20 protein-coding genes are annotated in these 15,445 nt (G+C 57.9%); 9 read left to right on the forward strand and 11 right to left on the reverse strand.

The genetic code is table 11. The features are described 5' to 3' along the window. Positions 1 to 24: 24 nt before the first annotated feature. From OR573_13185 to OR573_13220, 8 genes are all read left to right on the forward strand, one after another. Complete coding sequence (locus OR573_13185; GenBank protein ID XGA79441.1) at positions 25 to 1,806, forward strand: ABC transporter transmembrane domain-containing protein; 1,782 nt, start codon at positions 25 to 27, stop codon at positions 1,804 to 1,806. 51 nt (positions 1,807 to 1,857) lie between these two features. Beyond that, the gene (locus OR573_13190) at positions 1,858 to 2,088 is read left to right on the forward strand and encodes a hypothetical protein (GenBank protein ID XGA79442.1); all 231 of its coding nucleotides are present in this window, start codon (positions 1,858 to 1,860) and stop codon (positions 2,086 to 2,088) included. 141 nt (positions 2,089 to 2,229) lie between these two features. Continuing rightward, complete coding sequence (locus OR573_13195) at positions 2,230 to 2,520, forward strand: nucleotidyltransferase family protein (GenBank protein XGA79443.1); 291 nt, start codon at positions 2,230 to 2,232, stop codon at positions 2,518 to 2,520. Further along, positions 2,517 to 2,897: a DUF86 domain-containing protein gene (locus tag OR573_13200; protein ID XGA79444.1), complete on the forward strand. Its 381-nt coding sequence runs from the start codon at positions 2,517 to 2,519 to the stop codon at positions 2,895 to 2,897. Before OR573_13195 ends, OR573_13200 begins: the two co-directional genes overlap by 4 nt. 9 nt (positions 2,898 to 2,906) lie before the next feature. Further along, the gene (locus tag OR573_13205; protein XGA79445.1) at positions 2,907 to 3,317 is read left to right on the forward strand and encodes a nucleotidyltransferase domain-containing protein; all 411 of its coding nucleotides are present in this window, start codon (positions 2,907 to 2,909) and stop codon (positions 3,315 to 3,317) included. Beyond that, on the forward strand, positions 3,302 to 3,721 hold the full coding sequence (locus tag OR573_13210; GenBank protein XGA79446.1) for a DUF86 domain-containing protein: 420 nt from the start codon (positions 3,302 to 3,304) through the stop codon (positions 3,719 to 3,721). The genes OR573_13205 and OR573_13210 overlap by 16 nt, the downstream gene beginning before the upstream one ends. 222 nt (positions 3,722 to 3,943) lie before the next feature. Further along, positions 3,944 to 4,336, forward strand: a complete 393-nt coding sequence (locus OR573_13215) for a DUF3037 domain-containing protein (GenBank protein ID XGA79447.1) — start codon at positions 3,944 to 3,946, stop codon at positions 4,334 to 4,336. A 36-nt stretch (positions 4,337 to 4,372) separates the two neighbouring features. Beyond that, the gene (locus OR573_13220; GenBank protein XGA79448.1) at positions 4,373 to 4,708 is read left to right on the forward strand and encodes a YnfA family protein; all 336 of its coding nucleotides are present in this window, start codon (positions 4,373 to 4,375) and stop codon (positions 4,706 to 4,708) included. A gap of 89 nt (positions 4,709 to 4,797) precedes the next feature. Here OR573_13220 and OR573_13225 read toward each other — a convergent pair whose 3' ends face one another. The 8 genes from OR573_13225 to OR573_13260 form a co-directional block, all read right to left on the reverse strand. After that, positions 4,798 to 6,411: a class I SAM-dependent methyltransferase gene (locus tag OR573_13225; protein ID XGA79449.1), complete on the reverse strand. Its 1,614-nt coding sequence runs from the start codon at positions 6,409 to 6,411 to the stop codon at positions 4,798 to 4,800. Between the two features lie 108 nt (positions 6,412 to 6,519). Continuing rightward, complete coding sequence (locus OR573_13230) at positions 6,520 to 7,512, reverse strand: Ldh family oxidoreductase (protein ID XGA79450.1); 993 nt, start codon at positions 7,510 to 7,512, stop codon at positions 6,520 to 6,522. Between the two features lie 97 nt (positions 7,513 to 7,609). Next, positions 7,610 to 8,221 carry a LysE family transporter gene (locus OR573_13235; GenBank protein ID XGA79451.1) on the reverse strand — a complete coding sequence of 204 codons (612 nt, stop codon included), beginning with the start codon at positions 8,219 to 8,221 and terminating at the stop codon, positions 7,610 to 7,612. A 25-nt stretch (positions 8,222 to 8,246) separates the two neighbouring features. Next, a complete protein-coding gene (locus OR573_13240) occupies positions 8,247 to 8,741 on the reverse strand; it encodes a TlpA disulfide reductase family protein (GenBank protein XGA79452.1) in 495 nt (164 codons plus the stop codon). A 17-nt stretch (positions 8,742 to 8,758) separates the two neighbouring features. Then, a complete protein-coding gene (locus OR573_13245) occupies positions 8,759 to 9,679 on the reverse strand; it encodes a heme o synthase (protein ID XGA79453.1) in 921 nt (306 codons plus the stop codon). Continuing rightward, the gene (locus OR573_13250) at positions 9,672 to 10,730 is read right to left on the reverse strand and encodes a COX15/CtaA family protein (protein XGA79454.1); all 1,059 of its coding nucleotides are present in this window, start codon (positions 10,728 to 10,730) and stop codon (positions 9,672 to 9,674) included. The genes OR573_13245 and OR573_13250 overlap by 8 nt, the downstream gene beginning before the upstream one ends. A 79-nt stretch (positions 10,731 to 10,809) precedes the next feature. Then, complete coding sequence (locus tag OR573_13255; protein XGA79455.1) at positions 10,810 to 11,310, reverse strand: hypothetical protein; 501 nt, start codon at positions 11,308 to 11,310, stop codon at positions 10,810 to 10,812. Positions 11,311 to 11,321: 11 nt separating this feature from the next. Then, positions 11,322 to 12,089, reverse strand: a complete 768-nt coding sequence (locus OR573_13260; protein ID XGA79456.1) for an SURF1 family protein — start codon at positions 12,087 to 12,089, stop codon at positions 11,322 to 11,324. On the opposite strand from OR573_13260, the gene OR573_13265 reads away from it, so the two are divergent. Beyond that, complete coding sequence (locus OR573_13265; GenBank protein XGA79457.1) at positions 12,088 to 12,276, forward strand: DUF2909 domain-containing protein; 189 nt, start codon at positions 12,088 to 12,090, stop codon at positions 12,274 to 12,276. The genes OR573_13260 and OR573_13265 overlap by 2 nt on opposite strands. Before the next feature lie 38 nt (positions 12,277 to 12,314). On the opposite strand, the gene OR573_13270 is transcribed toward OR573_13265, so the two are convergent. Genes OR573_13270 through ctaD form a run of 3 tightly spaced genes read right to left on the reverse strand, consistent with a single transcriptional unit; the run spans position 12,315 to position 15,399 of the window. Beyond that, positions 12,315 to 13,172, reverse strand: coding sequence for a cytochrome c oxidase subunit 3 (locus OR573_13270; protein XGA79458.1), 858 nt, complete (start codon positions 13,170 to 13,172; stop codon positions 12,315 to 12,317). Beyond that, complete coding sequence (locus tag OR573_13275; protein ID XGA79459.1) at positions 13,165 to 13,731, reverse strand: cytochrome c oxidase assembly protein; 567 nt, start codon at positions 13,729 to 13,731, stop codon at positions 13,165 to 13,167. Before OR573_13275 ends, OR573_13270 begins: the two co-directional genes overlap by 8 nt. 18 nt (positions 13,732 to 13,749) lie before the next feature. Next, entirely contained in the window at positions 13,750 to 15,399 is a 1,650-nt protein-coding gene (gene ctaD, locus OR573_13280) for a cytochrome c oxidase subunit I (protein ID XGA79460.1), read from the reverse strand. Positions 15,400 to 15,445 lie beyond the last annotated feature (46 nt).

Consider the following 15,445-nt stretch of genomic DNA (forward strand, 5'->3'; position numbering starts at 1 on the left):
CCGCGCAGCACAAAAAGGCCGCCTATGAGTCAACGCCCGAACCACCGTGTACTGTTCAGATTATTAAGCCTGCTGCGCCCTTATCGGCTGCGCCTTGCCCTGGCGGGCCTGGCCCTGCTGCTGGCGTCCGGCAGCGTGCTGGCGCTGGGCAACGGGCTACGGCTAGTGATTGATAATGGCTTTCTCGCTGAAGACGCCCAGGCGCTGGGCAAGACCCTGGGCCTGATGCTGGGCGTGGTCAGCGTGCTGGCCATGGCATCGGCGCTGCGCTACTACCAAGTCAGCTGGATTGGCGAACGCCTCGCCGCTGATTTGCGCCAGCAGGTATTCGATCACCTGCTGAGCCTGGAGCCAAGCTTTTTTGAAAGCGCCAGCGAAGGGCGCTCAGCCGGGGATATCGCCTCGCGGCTGACCGCCGATACCAGCGTGTTGCAGAGTCTGTTTGGTTCTTCCATTTCCATGGCGCTGCGCAATCTGGTCATGCTGATGGGCGCTGTTGTGCTGATGCTGATCACCCAGCCGTGGCTTTCGGCCATGGTACTCATCGGCATCCCCACGACCCTTTTGCCGATTGTCTGGTACGGGCGCCGGGTGCGTCGGCTGTCACGCACCAGCCAGGACAGGGTGGCCGAGCTTGGCCGCTATGCCGAAGAAGCGCTGCGCGGCATTCAGACCCTGCAGGCGTTTTCCCATGAAGCGCAGGACAAGCGCCACTACCGCCAGCGGGTTGAGCAGGCGTTTAGCTCAGCGGTGGCACGCACCCTCCAGCGCGCCTGGCTTACCGGCATCGCCTTACTGGTGATCTTCAGCGCAGTGGGCCTGATGCTCTGGCAAGGCGGGCAGGCGGTGCTGGCAGGCACCTTGAGTCCCGGCGAGCTGTCGGCGTTTATCTTTTACGCCATACTGGCCGCCGGGGCGGTGGCTACCCTGGCGGAAGTCGCCGGTGATGTGCAACGCGCCGCCGGTGCCGCCGAGCGGCTGCTGGAACTGCTCGATACCCAACCCAGCATCCAGACACCCAAGGCGCCCGCCACCCTGAAACAGCCCGCCCAGGGCACCCTCACTCTCAGCAACATCCACTTCACCTATCCGGGCCGCACGGTTGCGGCGTTGAATGGTATCGACATTACTATTCAGGCTGGAGAACAAGTGGCCGTGGTAGGCCCCTCCGGAGCGGGCAAAAGCACCCTACTGGGGTTACTGCTGCGCTTTTACGACCCGGTGGCAGGCCGTGTGCTGCTTGATGGTGTGGATATCCGCACGCTTGATCTCACCCAGCTGCGCGCCACCATGGGCTTGGTGGCTCAGGAGCCGGTGCTGTTCAGCGGCTCGGTGGCGGACAACCTGCGCTATGGCGACCCCCATGCCGATCTCGACAGGTTGCGCCGCGCCGCCCAGGATGCCAGTGCCCTAGGGTTTATTGACGCCCTGCCCAATGGCTTTGACACCCCGCTTGGCCCAGGCGGCGTGCAGCTTTCCGGCGGCCAGCGCCAGCGTCTGGCGATTGCCCGGGCTCTGCTCAAGGACCCGGCTGTACTACTGCTGGATGAAGCCACCAGCGCCCTGGATGCCGAGAGCGAACGCCTGGTACAGCAGGCGCTGGATCGCCTGATGCAGGGGCGCACCAGCATCGTGATTGCCCATCGCCTGGCCACCGTGGTCAACGCTGACCGCCTGCTGGTACTCAAGGATGGTCAGCTGGTGGCCTCAGGCACCCATAGCGAGCTGATTCAGAGTAGCGACCTGTACCGCCACCTGGCCGCCCTGCAGTTTGGCGCTGAGGCGCCTGTTGCTCAAGCTCATTGAACACGGCCACTCAACTCATCAAGTGCTCAACTCATCAGGAGGTTGACGACCATGCCACCCCGTCTACGTGACCGCCGCGTCTGGTTCTCGCTGCTGCTTGGCCTGCTGGGGGTTATCTACCTGTTCAGCATGTCCCAAAACGGCCTGGCCGAATTCCCCCACCTGATGGCAGGCCTGACAGTACTCATCCCCTTGACCCTGTTCGGCGTGGTGCTGCGCAGCCCCTGGCCCGCCGTCGGCGCCCTAATGATGCTGGTGGTGATCAATATAACCCTGGGGTAACGGCCTGTGGACAAGTTTTCACTGCAAGCCTATGACACACCACCCCGGTTAAGGCAGGAGCAAGCAAAACGCAATATGTCATTGATGACAGTGAGGTATTAGCCTATCGTTAAGTAACTTGCGCTTCAATTGAGGCCCTTTATGAAACCATCTATTGCCTATCAACAGCACCGTGATGCGATACGCCAGATCGTGAAGCGACACCATGCCCAAAATCCGCGTATTTTCGGCTCCGTGCTTCACGGGCAGGACACAGATACAAGCGACTTGGATATTCTCATCGATACCACCGATGAAACCACCCTCTTCGATATAGGGGCTATCCGCTCAGAGTTGACGGAACTGCTGGGTGTCGAAGTTGATGTGCTGACGCCAAACTCACTGCCTGACCGCTGGAAAAGGGATATTTTCAATGAGGCTCAGACGGTATGAGTCGCCGAGATGAGTTTGCTCTGCAAGACTACCTTGAACACATACAACAGGCTATCAGTCGTATTCAAAGTTACCTTCAGGATATTGACCATGCCAGCTTCCTCGCAAACGAAGAAAAGCAGGACGCAGTTATCCGTAATCTTGAGGTTCTAGGGGAGGCAGCGGGCAATATTCAACGCTATTTTCCTGATTTTTCTGCGAAGCATCCAGACTTCCCTCTAAAGGCGGCTTACGGCACACGAAATGCTTTGGCACATGGATACTTCAAGGTGGATCTGGATATTGTCTGGAGGACAGTTGAAAGAGATTTGCCGGATATGGAAGTGCAAGTTGAAAACATAATCCAGTCTCTTAATTTAGGCACTCGCAACTTGTAGGCAACTATCATGGCACTTGCTTCGCCGGACCCTCAGACGCTGGACATACTTCAAACCCTGCTGGCAAGGTTTCCGCAGGTTCAGCTGGCGGTGCTGTTTGGTTCCATGGCCAGCGGTAGCGAAACACCAGACAGCGATATTGATATTGCCGTACAGATGCCACGCCCCATGAGCGCAGCTGAGCGCATCGCCTTAACAGAAGCCATTGCACTGGCCTTCAAACGCCCGGTAGATCTGATCGACCTGCGTACCGTTGGCCAGCCTCTGCTTGACCAGATTGTCGGCAGCGGCAAGCAAGTGGCAGGCACTCGCCACCTGTGGGGGGATCTTATCTATCGCAACATCATGGAAAACGAAGATTTTGTTCCCTATCAGAAACGCATACTTGAAGGACGCCGCCGCCAATGGATGAAGGACTAGTTGCCCAAAAGCTCGAATCACTCAGGCGCTGCATCCAGCGGGTTGAAGCAAAGCTTCCAGCCGACCTGGTCAGCCTGCAGCAAGACCTTGACGCACAGGACATCGTCTCGCTCAACCTGACACGGGCTGTTCAGATGTGTGTTGATATTGCCGCCCACTGGCTGGCAGAGCATGGTGACTCCAGCGCTCCGAAAAATATGGGTCAATCCTTTCAGGCGCTGGCAGATACAGGCGTGATCGATCAGGCACTGGCTGAACGCATGATCAAGTCAGTGGGGTTCCGCAATGTCATGGTGCATCAATATGATGACGTCAACTGGGAAATCGTCTTTTCAATCTGCCATCACCATTTAGGGGATTTCCGTGCTTTCGTCCAGGTGTTTGCTGAGCGCATGGGTTCATAACACTTATTCCACATCTCTTAGTGTTCCGCGCCCACCTTCTGCCTGACGTGCTAACATCCTTTCCAGACTACAACCTGCCGGAAAGGATGCTTGCTGCTGTTTGACCCAACCGCTGCCGTTGCCAATCCCAGCAGGAAGGCGAACAATGGCGACTGGTGAGGTGGGTGAGGTGATAGTGGAGAAAACTCAAATACCTTTAGTTAAAACAGAAGCATCGACAAGATGAACCAGCACTACTACAACTACGCCATCATCCGCTATTTGCCTTTTATAGACAGAGGCGAATTTATCAATATCGGCATTATTGCTCATGGAAGCGACAAGCACTTTATGGCGAAGATTGTTGAGTCTGACTATCCACGTATTCACGCTATGTTTCCTTTTCTGCCGAGCAACCTACTTATCCCACAATTCGAGATATTAGCAGCCGAACTGGCTCGTCTGGAAACACTGGCAAACAACAGCGATGCTGAGATGCAAAAGCGATTATTCAACCAGTTTGTTGAGCCCACTGAAGGCGCTTTCACATGCAGCAAGCCAGGCACCTTGGCTGCAACCAGTCCAGATGACGCCATTGATGAGCTTTTTAACCGCTATGTCCGTATTATGTCCTAATGCTTTAGCATCCACTCACAACAGGAATATCTCTTTTTGCCCATAGACCTCAAAACCCTGGGCTTATTTCTAGTCACCGCCTTGATGGAGATTCTGGGCTGTTACCTGCCTTATCTTTGGCTGCGTGAAGGCAAAACCATCTGGCTGCTGGTGCCGGGCGCATTGTGTCTGGCGGCCTTTGCGTGGTTGCTATCGCTGCACCCTACTGCATCGGGGCGGGTGTATGCCGCCTATGGTGGGGTGTATATCTTTATGGCCATTGTATGGCTGTGGGCGGTGGATGGCGTGCGCCCTACCGGCTGGGACCTGCTCGGCTCAGCGGTGGCGCTTACCGGCATGGCGATTATCATGTTTGCGCCCCGAGCAGCTTGATGCACAGCGTTCAAAGGCACCGGGGGACGCTCATTTATGGTTTAACCGCCGCCCAGTGAACGGCGGTGTTTTTATCGACTTGCTGTTATTTAAACCTCAACCGGCGTTACCAACCCTTGGCGGTAAAGCCCCTGAAACATATCCATAAGGCTTGTATGCAAAGTGCTGGCGACTTGCTGCGGTTCCTTGGCAAGCTCACTGGGTTTGCCGTTGGACAGCAAGGTGATCTCGCCTTTTTCGAGTGCCTCTGCGGCGGCTGTTTGCAGTTGTTCGAAAGTCACCGGGGTTTGCAGGCAGCTGCCTAGCACTCGGGCCAGTGGTGTCAAGGCGGCTATCTCATGCCAGGGCGAGGTGGCCCAACCGTTCGGGTGGCGCAGGGTTCGCGGGTGCCATTGCCACTTGAACCTGTCAGGTGCCTCTGCGGCGGCCGGGTTGATAGCAAAATCTGCCATGGCCTCTTCACCCTGGGCGCGAATGCGTACATGGCTGCGAATCACATAGGTTTCCACCAGCGCCAGGGTAGCGGCTCGGGCATCCTGCCCTTTCGCCAGTTCACCGCTGGCTTCAAGTACACCGACAAGTTGCTCAAACGTCAGCGTGGCGGGGTAAGCCTTTGAAAGTGCCTCTACAAAGGCATATTCCAGGGCATTTGGGGCAATTTGGCCGCCCCGCCAGTCGGTGTAGAGCGTTGGCTGGCGGGTGTCGCCTGCCATCTTGTTCTCAAAGAAGATACCGGCTACCTGCAGCTGCTCAAGGCGCTTGGCATCCAGGCCGTAGCGGATCTTTGCTTGGTTGGCCTTGGGTATCAGCAGCGTCTGGCGGAAAGCCCGATTGGTCACGAAATCGAGATATTGCTCAAGTTGTTCCTGCTGTTTGACTTCCTTGCTTAACGGCTCGGCAATGGAGGCTGCGTAATTGTTCAGGAACATGATGTGAGGCTCTGCCTCAGCCAGATACCACAGGTTGTACTCGCCTGCCAGAGCCACAAAATCCTTGAAGTACATAGGTTGGTTGCAGGGTTCAAGAAACTCATGCAACAGGTAGCTGGCTTTACCCTGGCGTATCTTGTCAGCATTTTCATCCAGCACTTTACGCATCACGCTTTGTTCAGGGCTGACCTGCTGGAGAAAATCGATCATTCCTATCGCGTAGGAGAGTTTTTCGTCCCCTGTGGTGCGCTTGGCGCCGCGCAGCAGCATGGCATCGCGGATGATCTCCTTGGTTTTCCAACCGGGATAGGTGTTATAGCTGATATAGGCAATGCCATTGTCACTGAGGTTTTCTGAGCAGACCCGCAAAATGGCCTGCTGGACGGAGGCGGGCACCCAGCTGAACACCCCGTGGCAGATGATGTAATCGTAGGGTGTGTCTGCCTTGCCAACCTCTTCAATACTGGCCGCCTGCAGGCGAACATTGGTCAGGCCGAGCTCATCCAGCCGCGCCTGACCTTGCTGGATCTGCACCTCGGAAAGGTCGATTCCGACGACCTGAGCTTGTGGGTGGCGGGCAGCAAAGGGGAAAATATTTTCCCCTGCCGAACAGCCGATTTCCAGCACCCTGGCGGTGGCTGGGTCGGGCGCTGCCAGACCGAACAGAAAGGCCAGGGCGTGCAAATGCTCAGGCGCCGTTTGAGCAAAGGGGTGCGATTCATAAGGAACGCTGTCATAGCTTTGCTGCAGCTGGGAAACGAGTTCTGTGGTCATAGTCCATTACTGTGTTGTCAGTGCGCCAAAAGCCTTCTTGGCACACCGGGTTGAACATGGATAAACGCACCGCTGAAGAACCTTGGCCGAAGAACCTTGGCTGATGATTCAGGCCGCCACGCTGGCAAGCTCGATCACCCGGTTCCATAGCGCATCGGGCACCTCAATCAGCGTTTTCTCCTCTCGCACCGCGCCGGGCAGGCGGGCTTCTGGCTGTTCGTTCACGGCTTCTGCCAAGCGGGCAAAGCGTTCATCGAAATGATCCCCGAAGGTGCTGGGGTCAAGCAGCAGGTAGCATTGCCCCAGATCGTGAGGGGCGCCTTCCGGTGCTTTGAGCGCTTTGACATCCAGCGAGTTCACCCCTCCGGCAATCCCCGCCGCCAGCAGTTCGGCCAGCAGGCCAAAGCCCCAGCCTTTATAGCCGCCCGCGCTTACCAGGGAACCGCCCAGCGCCGCTTCGGGGTCAGTGGTCGGGTTGCCTTCTGCGTCAATCGCCCAGCCTTCAGGAATCGGCTCGCCCGCTGCTTTAGCCATGGTGATCTTGCCAAGGGCAACCGCTGAGGTTGAAAAATCAAAATGCAGGCGCAGCGGGTCACCAGCCTGGCTGCCTGGCACGCTCAGAGCAATCGGGTTGGTACCAATAGCCGCTTTTGTGCCACCGGGGGGTGCCACTATCGGTGAGGCATTGGTAAAGCCAAGGCCTATCAGGCCGTGGGCGGCTATCTGTTCGGTGAAGTAACCCAATGAGGTGCAGGTGTGCGCGTGGCGAACTGCCAGCATGGCTATCCCCTGCGCCTGGGCAGCGGCAACCGCTACCGGTAGCGCCTCGGCAAAGGCGGGCTGGGCAAAACCGTAGCTGGCATTTGCCAGCACAGAGGCTGGTCGGGGCTGGCTGATCGCCGGTTTGGCATCACCCTTCACCCGCCCGGATACCAACTGCAGGCAATAGCTTTCCAGATAATACAGACCACAGATCACGTTGCCCACGGCCTCTGCCCGGCGCACCGCATGGGCCACGGCGGCGGCAGGCGTTGGCTCGGCACCATGGGCAATTAACGCACGGTGGGTAGCTGCTTCAATCTCGTCTAGAGTGACCTGCATGGGCACCTCATCATTATCAGTTGTTATTACAGTCAGCCATGTTTCTTATCTGACATTATCAGTCACTTTATCAGCTATGCATTATATAGCGCTCATTTTATGTTCGCAGCGGCAGTGCGGCACCAATGATCATAAAAACGCCACCGCAGGTGCGGTTAAAGCCGCGGCCAACCTTCTTCAGCCAGTGGCGAATGCGGTTAGCCATGTTGGCCAGCAAGCCTTCCACCAGGCATTCAATCGCCACAAAGGTGCTCGCCAGGATAAAGAATTGCACCACCAGGCTGCGCTGCGGATCAATAAACTGGGGCAGAAAAGCGCTGAAAAACAGCAGCACCTTGGGATTGGTAATGGAAGAAAGCGCGCCTTGGCGATAGAGCTGCCAGCCGTTGGTCAGGTGCGTATTGACGACCAGATCGCCGCTGATCGGCGGTGACCGCCAGACCTGAATCCCTAGCCAGACCAAGTAAGCCCCGCCGACCCACTTGAGCACCGTCAGCCAGACGATCGAGGATTTGACCAGTGCCCCGATACCGAAAAGGCACAGGGCGATAATCAGGAAAAACCCGGTGGCCCCCCCAGCAATGGTAAACAGGGTTTTACGGCTGCCGTGGAGTGCCCCATGGGTCAGGGCCAGCAGACTGTTTGGCCCCGGCGAAAGTGACAAACCGATGCAGGCCACCAGGTACAGCAGCCAGGTGTTGAACAGCATGAGGGTGCCTCATCAATGGGGGAGTTTAGTCAAGATAGCGCTGCACGAAGCGTGCCAACTGGTCATCCTCCAGTTCACCGGCGTGCTGATCAACCAGGCGACCGTCGGCATCATAGAAGAGAGTGGTCGGAACACCGCGCACTTGCAAGGCCTGCTGGGCGGTGTAAACAGGGTCCAGCAGGGTATGTTCAAAGCGAATCTTGGTGCTTTGCATGTAATCGTTAATGACCTGAAGCGTTTCACCCTGATTGACCAACACCATGGTCAGGCCGTCGTATTGTGCATACTTTTCGAGCATCGGCATTTCACGTCGGCAAAAGGTGCACCAGCTTGCCCAGAAGTTGATCACCAGCGGCTGGCCCTGAAAGTCTTTCAGGTTAACCGTTTGGCCATCCAGGGTGGTGAGGGTCAGCGAATCCGGCAGGCGGGGGGCCGGCTTGAAATAGTAGGCGCCCCAGCCTGCGGCGGCACCCAATATCAGCACCGTGGCGATGACAATAGCGATGGATGAGCGCCGCATAAGGATCCCTCAAGTGATTAGCCCATCAGGGCCAGATAATGGTCCAGCAGCAACCAGCCAAACAGATACATGATGTAGCGGATGGAAAACCAGAAGGCGCCCAGCGGAGCCTTCGGGTCATCGCCGCGCCAGACTTTCCAGTTCCAGTACATGAACCGGCCGTTGAGCCCTATGACCCCAAGCAGATAGACCCAGCCACTCATGCCCGTTGCAAATGGCAGAAGCGTGGCGGCCACCGTCAACCAGCCGTACAGCCAAAGCTGCAGGCGGGTGAAGCTGTTACCGTGGGTGACCGGCAGCATTGGCACACCGGCAGCGGCGTATTCTTCGCGCTTGTGGATGGCCAATGCCCAGAAATGCGGGGGCGTCCAGGCAAAGATGATCAGCACCAGCAGCAAGGCATCCGGGCTTAGCTGGCCGGTCATGGCCGTCCAGCCCAGCAGGGGCGGTGATGCCCCGGCCAGCCCGCCAATGGTGATGTTCTGCGGCGTGGCGTGTTTCAGAAAAGCGGTGTATATCACCGCGTAGCCCAAGAGTGCTGATGCGGTCAGTATGGCGGTCAGCGGATTGACTTCACTCCACAAAAACCCCAGGCCCGCTAACGACAGCAGACAGGCATAGGCTGCCGCCTGCCAATCACCAATCCGGCCTTCTGCCACCGGGCGCCGGGAGGTTCTCAGCATCAGCTTGTCCAGACGCCGATCCAGCAGGTGGTTGAAGGCCGCCGCGCCCATTGCCGCCAGGCCAATCCCCACCAGCCCGGTCATGGCCAGCCAGATATCCGGCAGCCCCGGTACGGCCAGCGCCATGCCAACGGCGGCACATACCAGCATTACCAGCACCACGCGAGGCTTACCCAGTTCAAAGTAGTCTCTGACCAGGTTTAAGTACACTGCCAGTTCCTGCTTTGGATCTATTACCAGTCCTGTATTACGCATGAACCACCTTCCTGTCAGCAAAGACCTGCGGTGTGGATTGACGATTACCGAGCGCCCAGCCGCTATGCAGCAACAGCAGCATCAATACGGCAGCGCCCGCGGTATGCAGCAGCGCCACCGAGAGCGGCAGGGCATTCAACACCAGAATGATGCCCAGTGAGATCTGCAGCAGATAGGCGCCCAGCGCCACGCCTAACCAGTGGCGCGCCTGGGCGTGGTTTTTATAGCGCAGCGCCAGGGCCAAAAGCCCCACCCCCAGCAGCAGCGCCCCAAGGCGATGAGTGTAATGAATGGCGGTGCGTGCCCCGGCGTGCAGTTGGCCGTACAGATAATTGGGGCCGACCTCCTGTGTCAGGTGGAAGCCTTCATTGAAATCCATATACTCAGGCCACCACTGGTGATTACAGGTAGGAAACCCGCTGCAGGCCACGCCGGCGTAATTGCTGGACGTCCACCCCCCGAGCGCCACCTGCAAGGCTAACAACACCACCACCAGCCACCAGAGGCCAGGCAGCCTCAAGCTGGGCTGGTGGCTGTCGCGGCAGGCTTTGAGGCGGCGATATAGCCAGAAAAAAGTGGCCAGGACACTAAAGCCGCCCATCAGGTGCAGGGTAACGACCTGGGGCCAGAGCTGGAGAGTGACCGTCCAGGCGCCAAAAGCCCCCTGCAGGCAGATAAGGCCAAGCAATACAAAGCTTGCCAGCAGCGGATAGCCGGGGATATGTCGATTGCGCCACCCCAGCCAGGCCAGCGCCAGGGCTACCAGCCCCAGGCCAGAGGCAATATAGCGGTGGAACATTTCAACCCAGGCTTTGAAGGCATCCAGCGGCGCATCCGGGGCGAACCCGGCGGCACGCTCGGCATCCGGCACCACCAGGGCGCCATAGCAACCAGGCCAGTCCGGGCAGCCCAGCCCGGCATCCACCAGGCGCGTCCAGACGCCAACCAGAATGACCACAAAGGTAAAACCCACACCAAGCCCGGCCAGCTGCAAGGCCCGTTGAACAGTATGGCGATCACGTTCCTGAAGATTGCCGTCAGCTATCATCATAGCGACCCCTTGTTATTGTTATCCGGGTATATCTTTTTCCGGGTCATATGGTTTTCCGGGTATATGGTTTTCCGGCCGGTTACTCCGGATTGCGTTTCAGCAAACGCGCCAGATCCTTATGCACATCCTCTATGTCAGGGAGCGCCGCATAGCGGGTCACCACGAGGCCCTGAGGGTCGACCAGCCAGACCTGAAAGTCCTCCACCCATGACGGCGGGCTGCCTTGCCATTGCAGGTTGGCCTCTCCCGGCAACACCTTCTGTTGCTGCTCACTCAGGCGCAGGCGCTCTACCCGGATTGCTTTGCGCCCCAAGGCTCTGTGCATCCGCCACCATTGGTCCGCCTGAGCCTGGCAGTCGGTGGCACAGGCTTGCGGTGCGCTCCACACCAGTGACCAGCGCTCATTGCTGGCCTGCCATTCCAGCGGCCACTGGTTCAAGGGCGGCAGCTGATGATCCAGCTCCCCCCGGGCCACATCGCTCTGCGGGATACCGACCTGCCAGTGCAGCATCGCCCAGGCAACCGGCACGGGCGCCCCCAGCACCACTATCAACACAATAAGCTGCAGTTTGGCTTTCATAGTCTCTCCCCTCATGCTCTCTCCTCACGGCGGTTGTGAGGCTTGTCTTGATAAAGCACCCGGTGCCCGACCACGCCCATCACCAACGCCAAAAGCGCCAGCAAGAGCCACTGAACGGCATAGCCAATGTGCCGCTCGGGAGGCATCTGGCTGGGCTTCCACCAGCTGGCCAGCTTGCCCTCGCCGGCATTCTGGTGCAGCACGCCCTGAAAATGCGCTTGCGTCAGCGCTTGCCAGGGGCTTAGCGCAATCGATTGCAGGCGGTTACCTTCGCGGTTCTCCCCCAACACCAGATTGCCTGACTGGAGATGCTGCCAGACACCGCTGATTTCCTGTGGCCCCTGCGGTGTGCTGACCTCCGGCTCGACACTGCGATCCACCACGGTGGGCATAAAACCACGCTGAACAAGCCACCAGTGGCCGCTATCCGCCACGAAGGGCGTCAGTACCGCGACTCCGACCTGCCCTTCCAGCACCCGGTTATCCAGCCATAGGGTCTGTTCGCCCAGAAAGTAGCCAGAGAGCGTTACCTTGGCCAGATTGGCGGGGGCCGCCTGGGGGTTGTGCAGCCTTTCAGTAGCGGCTTGCTGAGCGATCAACTGGGTTTTCTCTGCGGCCCGCTGCCACTGCCAGTGAGCCAGCAAGAGCCCCACCACCGTCAGGCTCACCCAGAGCGCCCACCAGCCCGTCAGGCTGACAAGGCGTTTGACCTGGCGGCGGTTATTTGGTCGACTGAATGCCCTGCCATTTCTGCGCTTCAGCGCTGTGGAGTTGAACATGCTAAAGCTCCTGATCGCCCTTACCTTTATCGCCATGCTGGCCAGCCTGGCTGCAGGCGCCGGTTTTCTGCTCAAGGATGCCTCCAGTTCCAGGCGGACGCTGACCTCTCTGAAACTGCGCATCACCCTGGCCGTGGTGCTGATGCTGCTGTTGATCTATGGGTTTTCCCAGGGCCAGCTCAGCTAGGCGAGCGGCTTTAGAAAACCGATCTCAGAAAACCTATTTCAAAAAACATAGACAAACAGGAAGAGGCCAATCCAGACCACATCCACAAAGTGCCAGTACCAGGCACCGGCTTCGAAGGCAAAGTGGTTGTCCGCACTGAAATGGCCTTTCAGCACGCGGACCAGCAGTACCGCAAGGACAATGGCACCAATGGTGACGTGCAGGCCATGAAACCCTGTCAGCATGAAAAAGGTCGAGCCGTAGATACCCGCTTGCAGCGTCAGGCCAAGATGATTCCAGGCTTCCACGTACTCGACGCCCTGAACCACCAGAAACACCAACCCCAACAGCAAGGTGACGATCAGCCATTGGCGCAGCCTGGGCCGGTCGCCCGCTTTCAGCGCATGATGGGCAATGGTGAGCGTCACACTGGAGGTCACCAGGATCAGGGTGTTGATCAGCGGTAACTTCCAGGGGTTAACGACTTCCCACGGGCCACCAATGCTCGGGTCCGGGGTATCCATCAAGGGCCAGCTGGCGGTGAACTCCGGCCACAGCAGCGCAGTAACGCCCTTGGCGCCCTCGCCATCCAGCCAGGGCACGGCAAATACCCGGACGTAGAAAAGCGCCCCGAAAAAGGCCGCAAAGAACATCACTTCCGAGAAGATGAACCAGGCCATTCCCTGGCGGAAGGAGCGATCCATCTGGCTATCGTAGAGCCCGCCCATGGATTCATTGACCACATCCCTGAACCAGCCCGCCATCACCAGAGCAATCCCCACCAGCCCTACCACCAAAAACGGCAGGCCCGTTCCATAGCTCATCAGGGAACCGGCACCAATGGCGGTACTGCCAATCACTACCACGGCAATGATGGGCCACTTACTGGTAGGGGGAACATAATACTGACTAGTCATACGCGCCTCCCAGTGCGACCACTTCATCTTCATCGCTTGGATAAAGCGAATAGGCCAGCGTTAATGTCTTGATATGCTCAGGCAGATCCGGGGCAATCTGGAAAACCAGCGGCAACTGAAGTGTTTCGCCCGCCATCAGCGATTGCTGCTGGAAACAGAAACATTCCATCTTGCGGAAATGTTCTGCCCCTGCCGACGGCGTGATACTCGGCACCGCCTTGCCTGAACTGGTGATATCGCCCAGATTGGTAAACCGGAACATGGCCTGAGAGATTTCCCCAGGATGCACGGTGATCACAGGGTCCAGCGCCTGCAGCTGCCAGGAAAGCCCGGTGCCGGTGCGGGTGACCAGCTGAACCCGCACCTCACGGGATTCATCCACGTCACCTGCGCTGACCACCTGAGCCGAACTGGCCGTCTTGCCGTTCAGGCCGGTGATTTCACAAAAGACGTCGTACAGCGGTATTAACGCCAGGGTAAAACCCACCATACCCACCAGAACGCAGAGCGTCTTGATCACGGTTCGCCTGACTCCGGCACGTGCTTGTGTTGTGCTCATGGCAACCTCCAGAAGCGGCTAGTGACGACTCGGTGATTCAGTCAGCGGGTCGAAAGGAGGCGGCGTATCAAAGGTATGCAATGGCGCTGGGCTGGGTACCGTCCACTCCAGGCCATCAGCACCTTCCCAGGCATGGGCATGGGCTTTTTCTCCGCTGCCACGAATGGCTTTGATCAGCACCCAGACAAAAATCAGCTGGGAGAAACCAAACAGGAAGCCACCTATCGAGGACAGCATGTTGAAATCGGCAAACTGCAGGGCGTAATCAGGAATGCGTCGCGGCATACCGGCCAGGCCGGAAAAATGCATGGGGAAGAAGGTCAGGTTGACGCCGATCACCGACAGCCAGAAATGCCACTTGCCCAGGGTTTCACTGGCGTAATACCCGGTCCACTTGGGCATCCAGTAATAGGCGGCTGCCATGATCGCAAACAGCGCCCCCGGTACCAGCACATAGTGAAAATGCGCCACCACAAAATAGGTATCGTGATACTGGAAGTCCGCAGGCACGATGGCCAACATGACCCCCGACAGGCCGCCAATGGTGAACATCACAATAAAGCCCAGGGCAAACAGCATGGGGACTTCAAAGGAAATCGACCCTCTGAACAGGGTGGCGATCCAGTTGAAGATTTTCACCCCTGTGGGTACCGCAATCAGCATGGTGGAGTACATGAAAAACAGCTCCCCCACCAGCGGTATGCCTACCGTAAACATATGGTGTGCCCACACCATGAAAGACAGTAAGGCAATGGCCGCCGTGGCATAGACCATGGAGGCATAGCCAAACAGGCGCTTGCGGGCAAAGGTTGGCACGATCAGTGAAACAATACCAAAGGCCGGCAGGATCATGATGTACACTTCCGGGTGCCCAAAGAACCAGAAAAGGTGCTGGAATAGCACCGGGTCACCGCCCCCGGCGGCATTGAAGAAGCTGGTACCAAAGTTGATATCCATCAACATCATGGTCACCACCCCTGCCAGCACCGGCATCACCGCAATCAGCAGGAAGGCAGTAATCAGCCAGGTCCAGACAAACAGCGACATATCCATCAGGCGCATCCCCGGCGTACGCAGATTGAAGATGGTGGCGATGATATTGATCGCGCCCAGAATCGAACTGATGCCTGCCAGGTGAATCGACATAATGAAGAAGCTGGTAGAAGGCGGCGCATAGGTGGTCGACAGCGGCGCGTAGAAGGTCCAGCCAAAGTTTGGCCCGCCGCCTTCCATGAACAGAGTGGATAGCAGAATGCCGAACGCTACCGGCAGCAGCCAGAAGCTGAAGTTGTTCAGCCGGGGCAAGGCCATATCCGGCGCGCCGATCTGCATCGGGATCATCCAGTTCGCCAGGCCGACAAAGGCAGGCATGATGGCGCCAAACACCATGATCAGCCCATGCATGGTGGTCATCTGGTTAAAGAATTCCGGCTGGATAAACTGTAGGCCGGGCTGAAACAGCTCGGTTCGGATCACCAGCGCCATACTGCCGCCGATAAACAGCATCACCAGTGAGAACAGCAGATACAGAGAGCCGATTTCTTTATGGTTGGTGGTGACGACCCAGCGCAGTATGCCAGTCGGCCCGTGCGATGCGTGCGCGGCACCGCCATGTGCGACACCGCTCGTACTCGCCTGCACGGTCGCTTGCGACGTATCAGATGCCATAACATTAGCCTCTTGTTTTTACGCTCTTTTATACGCTTTCCGTATT

The organism is Halomonas sp. CH40 (assembly GCA_041875495.1).
Taxonomy (GTDB): Bacteria; Pseudomonadota; Gammaproteobacteria; order Pseudomonadales; family Halomonadaceae; genus Vreelandella.

Coding starts and splice junctions, on each gene's coding strand:
- OR573_13245 (XGA79453.1), bottom strand. CDS start 9,679: ATGCGTAATACAGGACTGGTAATAGATCCAAAGCAGGAACTGGCAGTG.
- OR573_13255 (XGA79455.1), bottom strand. CDS start 11,310: ATGAAAGCCAAACTGCAGCTTATTGTGTTGATAGTGGTGCTGGGGGCG.
- OR573_13185 (XGA79441.1), top strand. CDS start 25: ATGAGTCAACGCCCGAACCACCGTGTACTGTTCAGATTATTAAGCCTG.
- OR573_13215 (XGA79447.1), top strand. CDS start 3,944: ATGAACCAGCACTACTACAACTACGCCATCATCCGCTATTTGCCTTTT.
- OR573_13250 (XGA79454.1), bottom strand. CDS start 10,730: ATGATGATAGCTGACGGCAATCTTCAGGAACGTGATCGCCATACTGTT.
- OR573_13265 (XGA79457.1), top strand. CDS start 12,088: ATGCTAAAGCTCCTGATCGCCCTTACCTTTATCGCCATGCTGGCCAGC.
- OR573_13190 (XGA79442.1), top strand. CDS start 1,858: ATGCCACCCCGTCTACGTGACCGCCGCGTCTGGTTCTCGCTGCTGCTT.
- OR573_13210 (XGA79446.1), top strand. CDS start 3,302: ATGGATGAAGGACTAGTTGCCCAAAAGCTCGAATCACTCAGGCGCTGC.
- OR573_13260 (XGA79456.1), bottom strand. CDS start 12,089: ATGTTCAACTCCACAGCGCTGAAGCGCAGAAATGGCAGGGCATTCAGT.
- OR573_13225 (XGA79449.1), bottom strand. CDS start 6,411: ATGACCACAGAACTCGTTTCCCAGCTGCAGCAAAGCTATGACAGCGTT.
- OR573_13195 (XGA79443.1), top strand. CDS start 2,230: ATGAAACCATCTATTGCCTATCAACAGCACCGTGATGCGATACGCCAG.
- OR573_13205 (XGA79445.1), top strand. CDS start 2,907: ATGGCACTTGCTTCGCCGGACCCTCAGACGCTGGACATACTTCAAACC.
- OR573_13200 (XGA79444.1), top strand. CDS start 2,517: ATGAGTCGCCGAGATGAGTTTGCTCTGCAAGACTACCTTGAACACATA.
- OR573_13270 (XGA79458.1), bottom strand. CDS start 13,172: ATGACTAGTCAGTATTATGTTCCCCCTACCAGTAAGTGGCCCATCATT.
- ctaD (XGA79460.1), bottom strand. CDS start 15,399: ATGGCATCTGATACGTCGCAAGCGACCGTGCAGGCGAGTACGAGCGGT.
- OR573_13275 (XGA79459.1), bottom strand. CDS start 13,731: ATGAGCACAACACAAGCACGTGCCGGAGTCAGGCGAACCGTGATCAAG.
- OR573_13240 (XGA79452.1), bottom strand. CDS start 8,741: ATGCGGCGCTCATCCATCGCTATTGTCATCGCCACGGTGCTGATATTG.
- OR573_13230 (XGA79450.1), bottom strand. CDS start 7,512: ATGCAGGTCACTCTAGACGAGATTGAAGCAGCTACCCACCGTGCGTTA.
- OR573_13235 (XGA79451.1), bottom strand. CDS start 8,221: ATGCTGTTCAACACCTGGCTGCTGTACCTGGTGGCCTGCATCGGTTTG.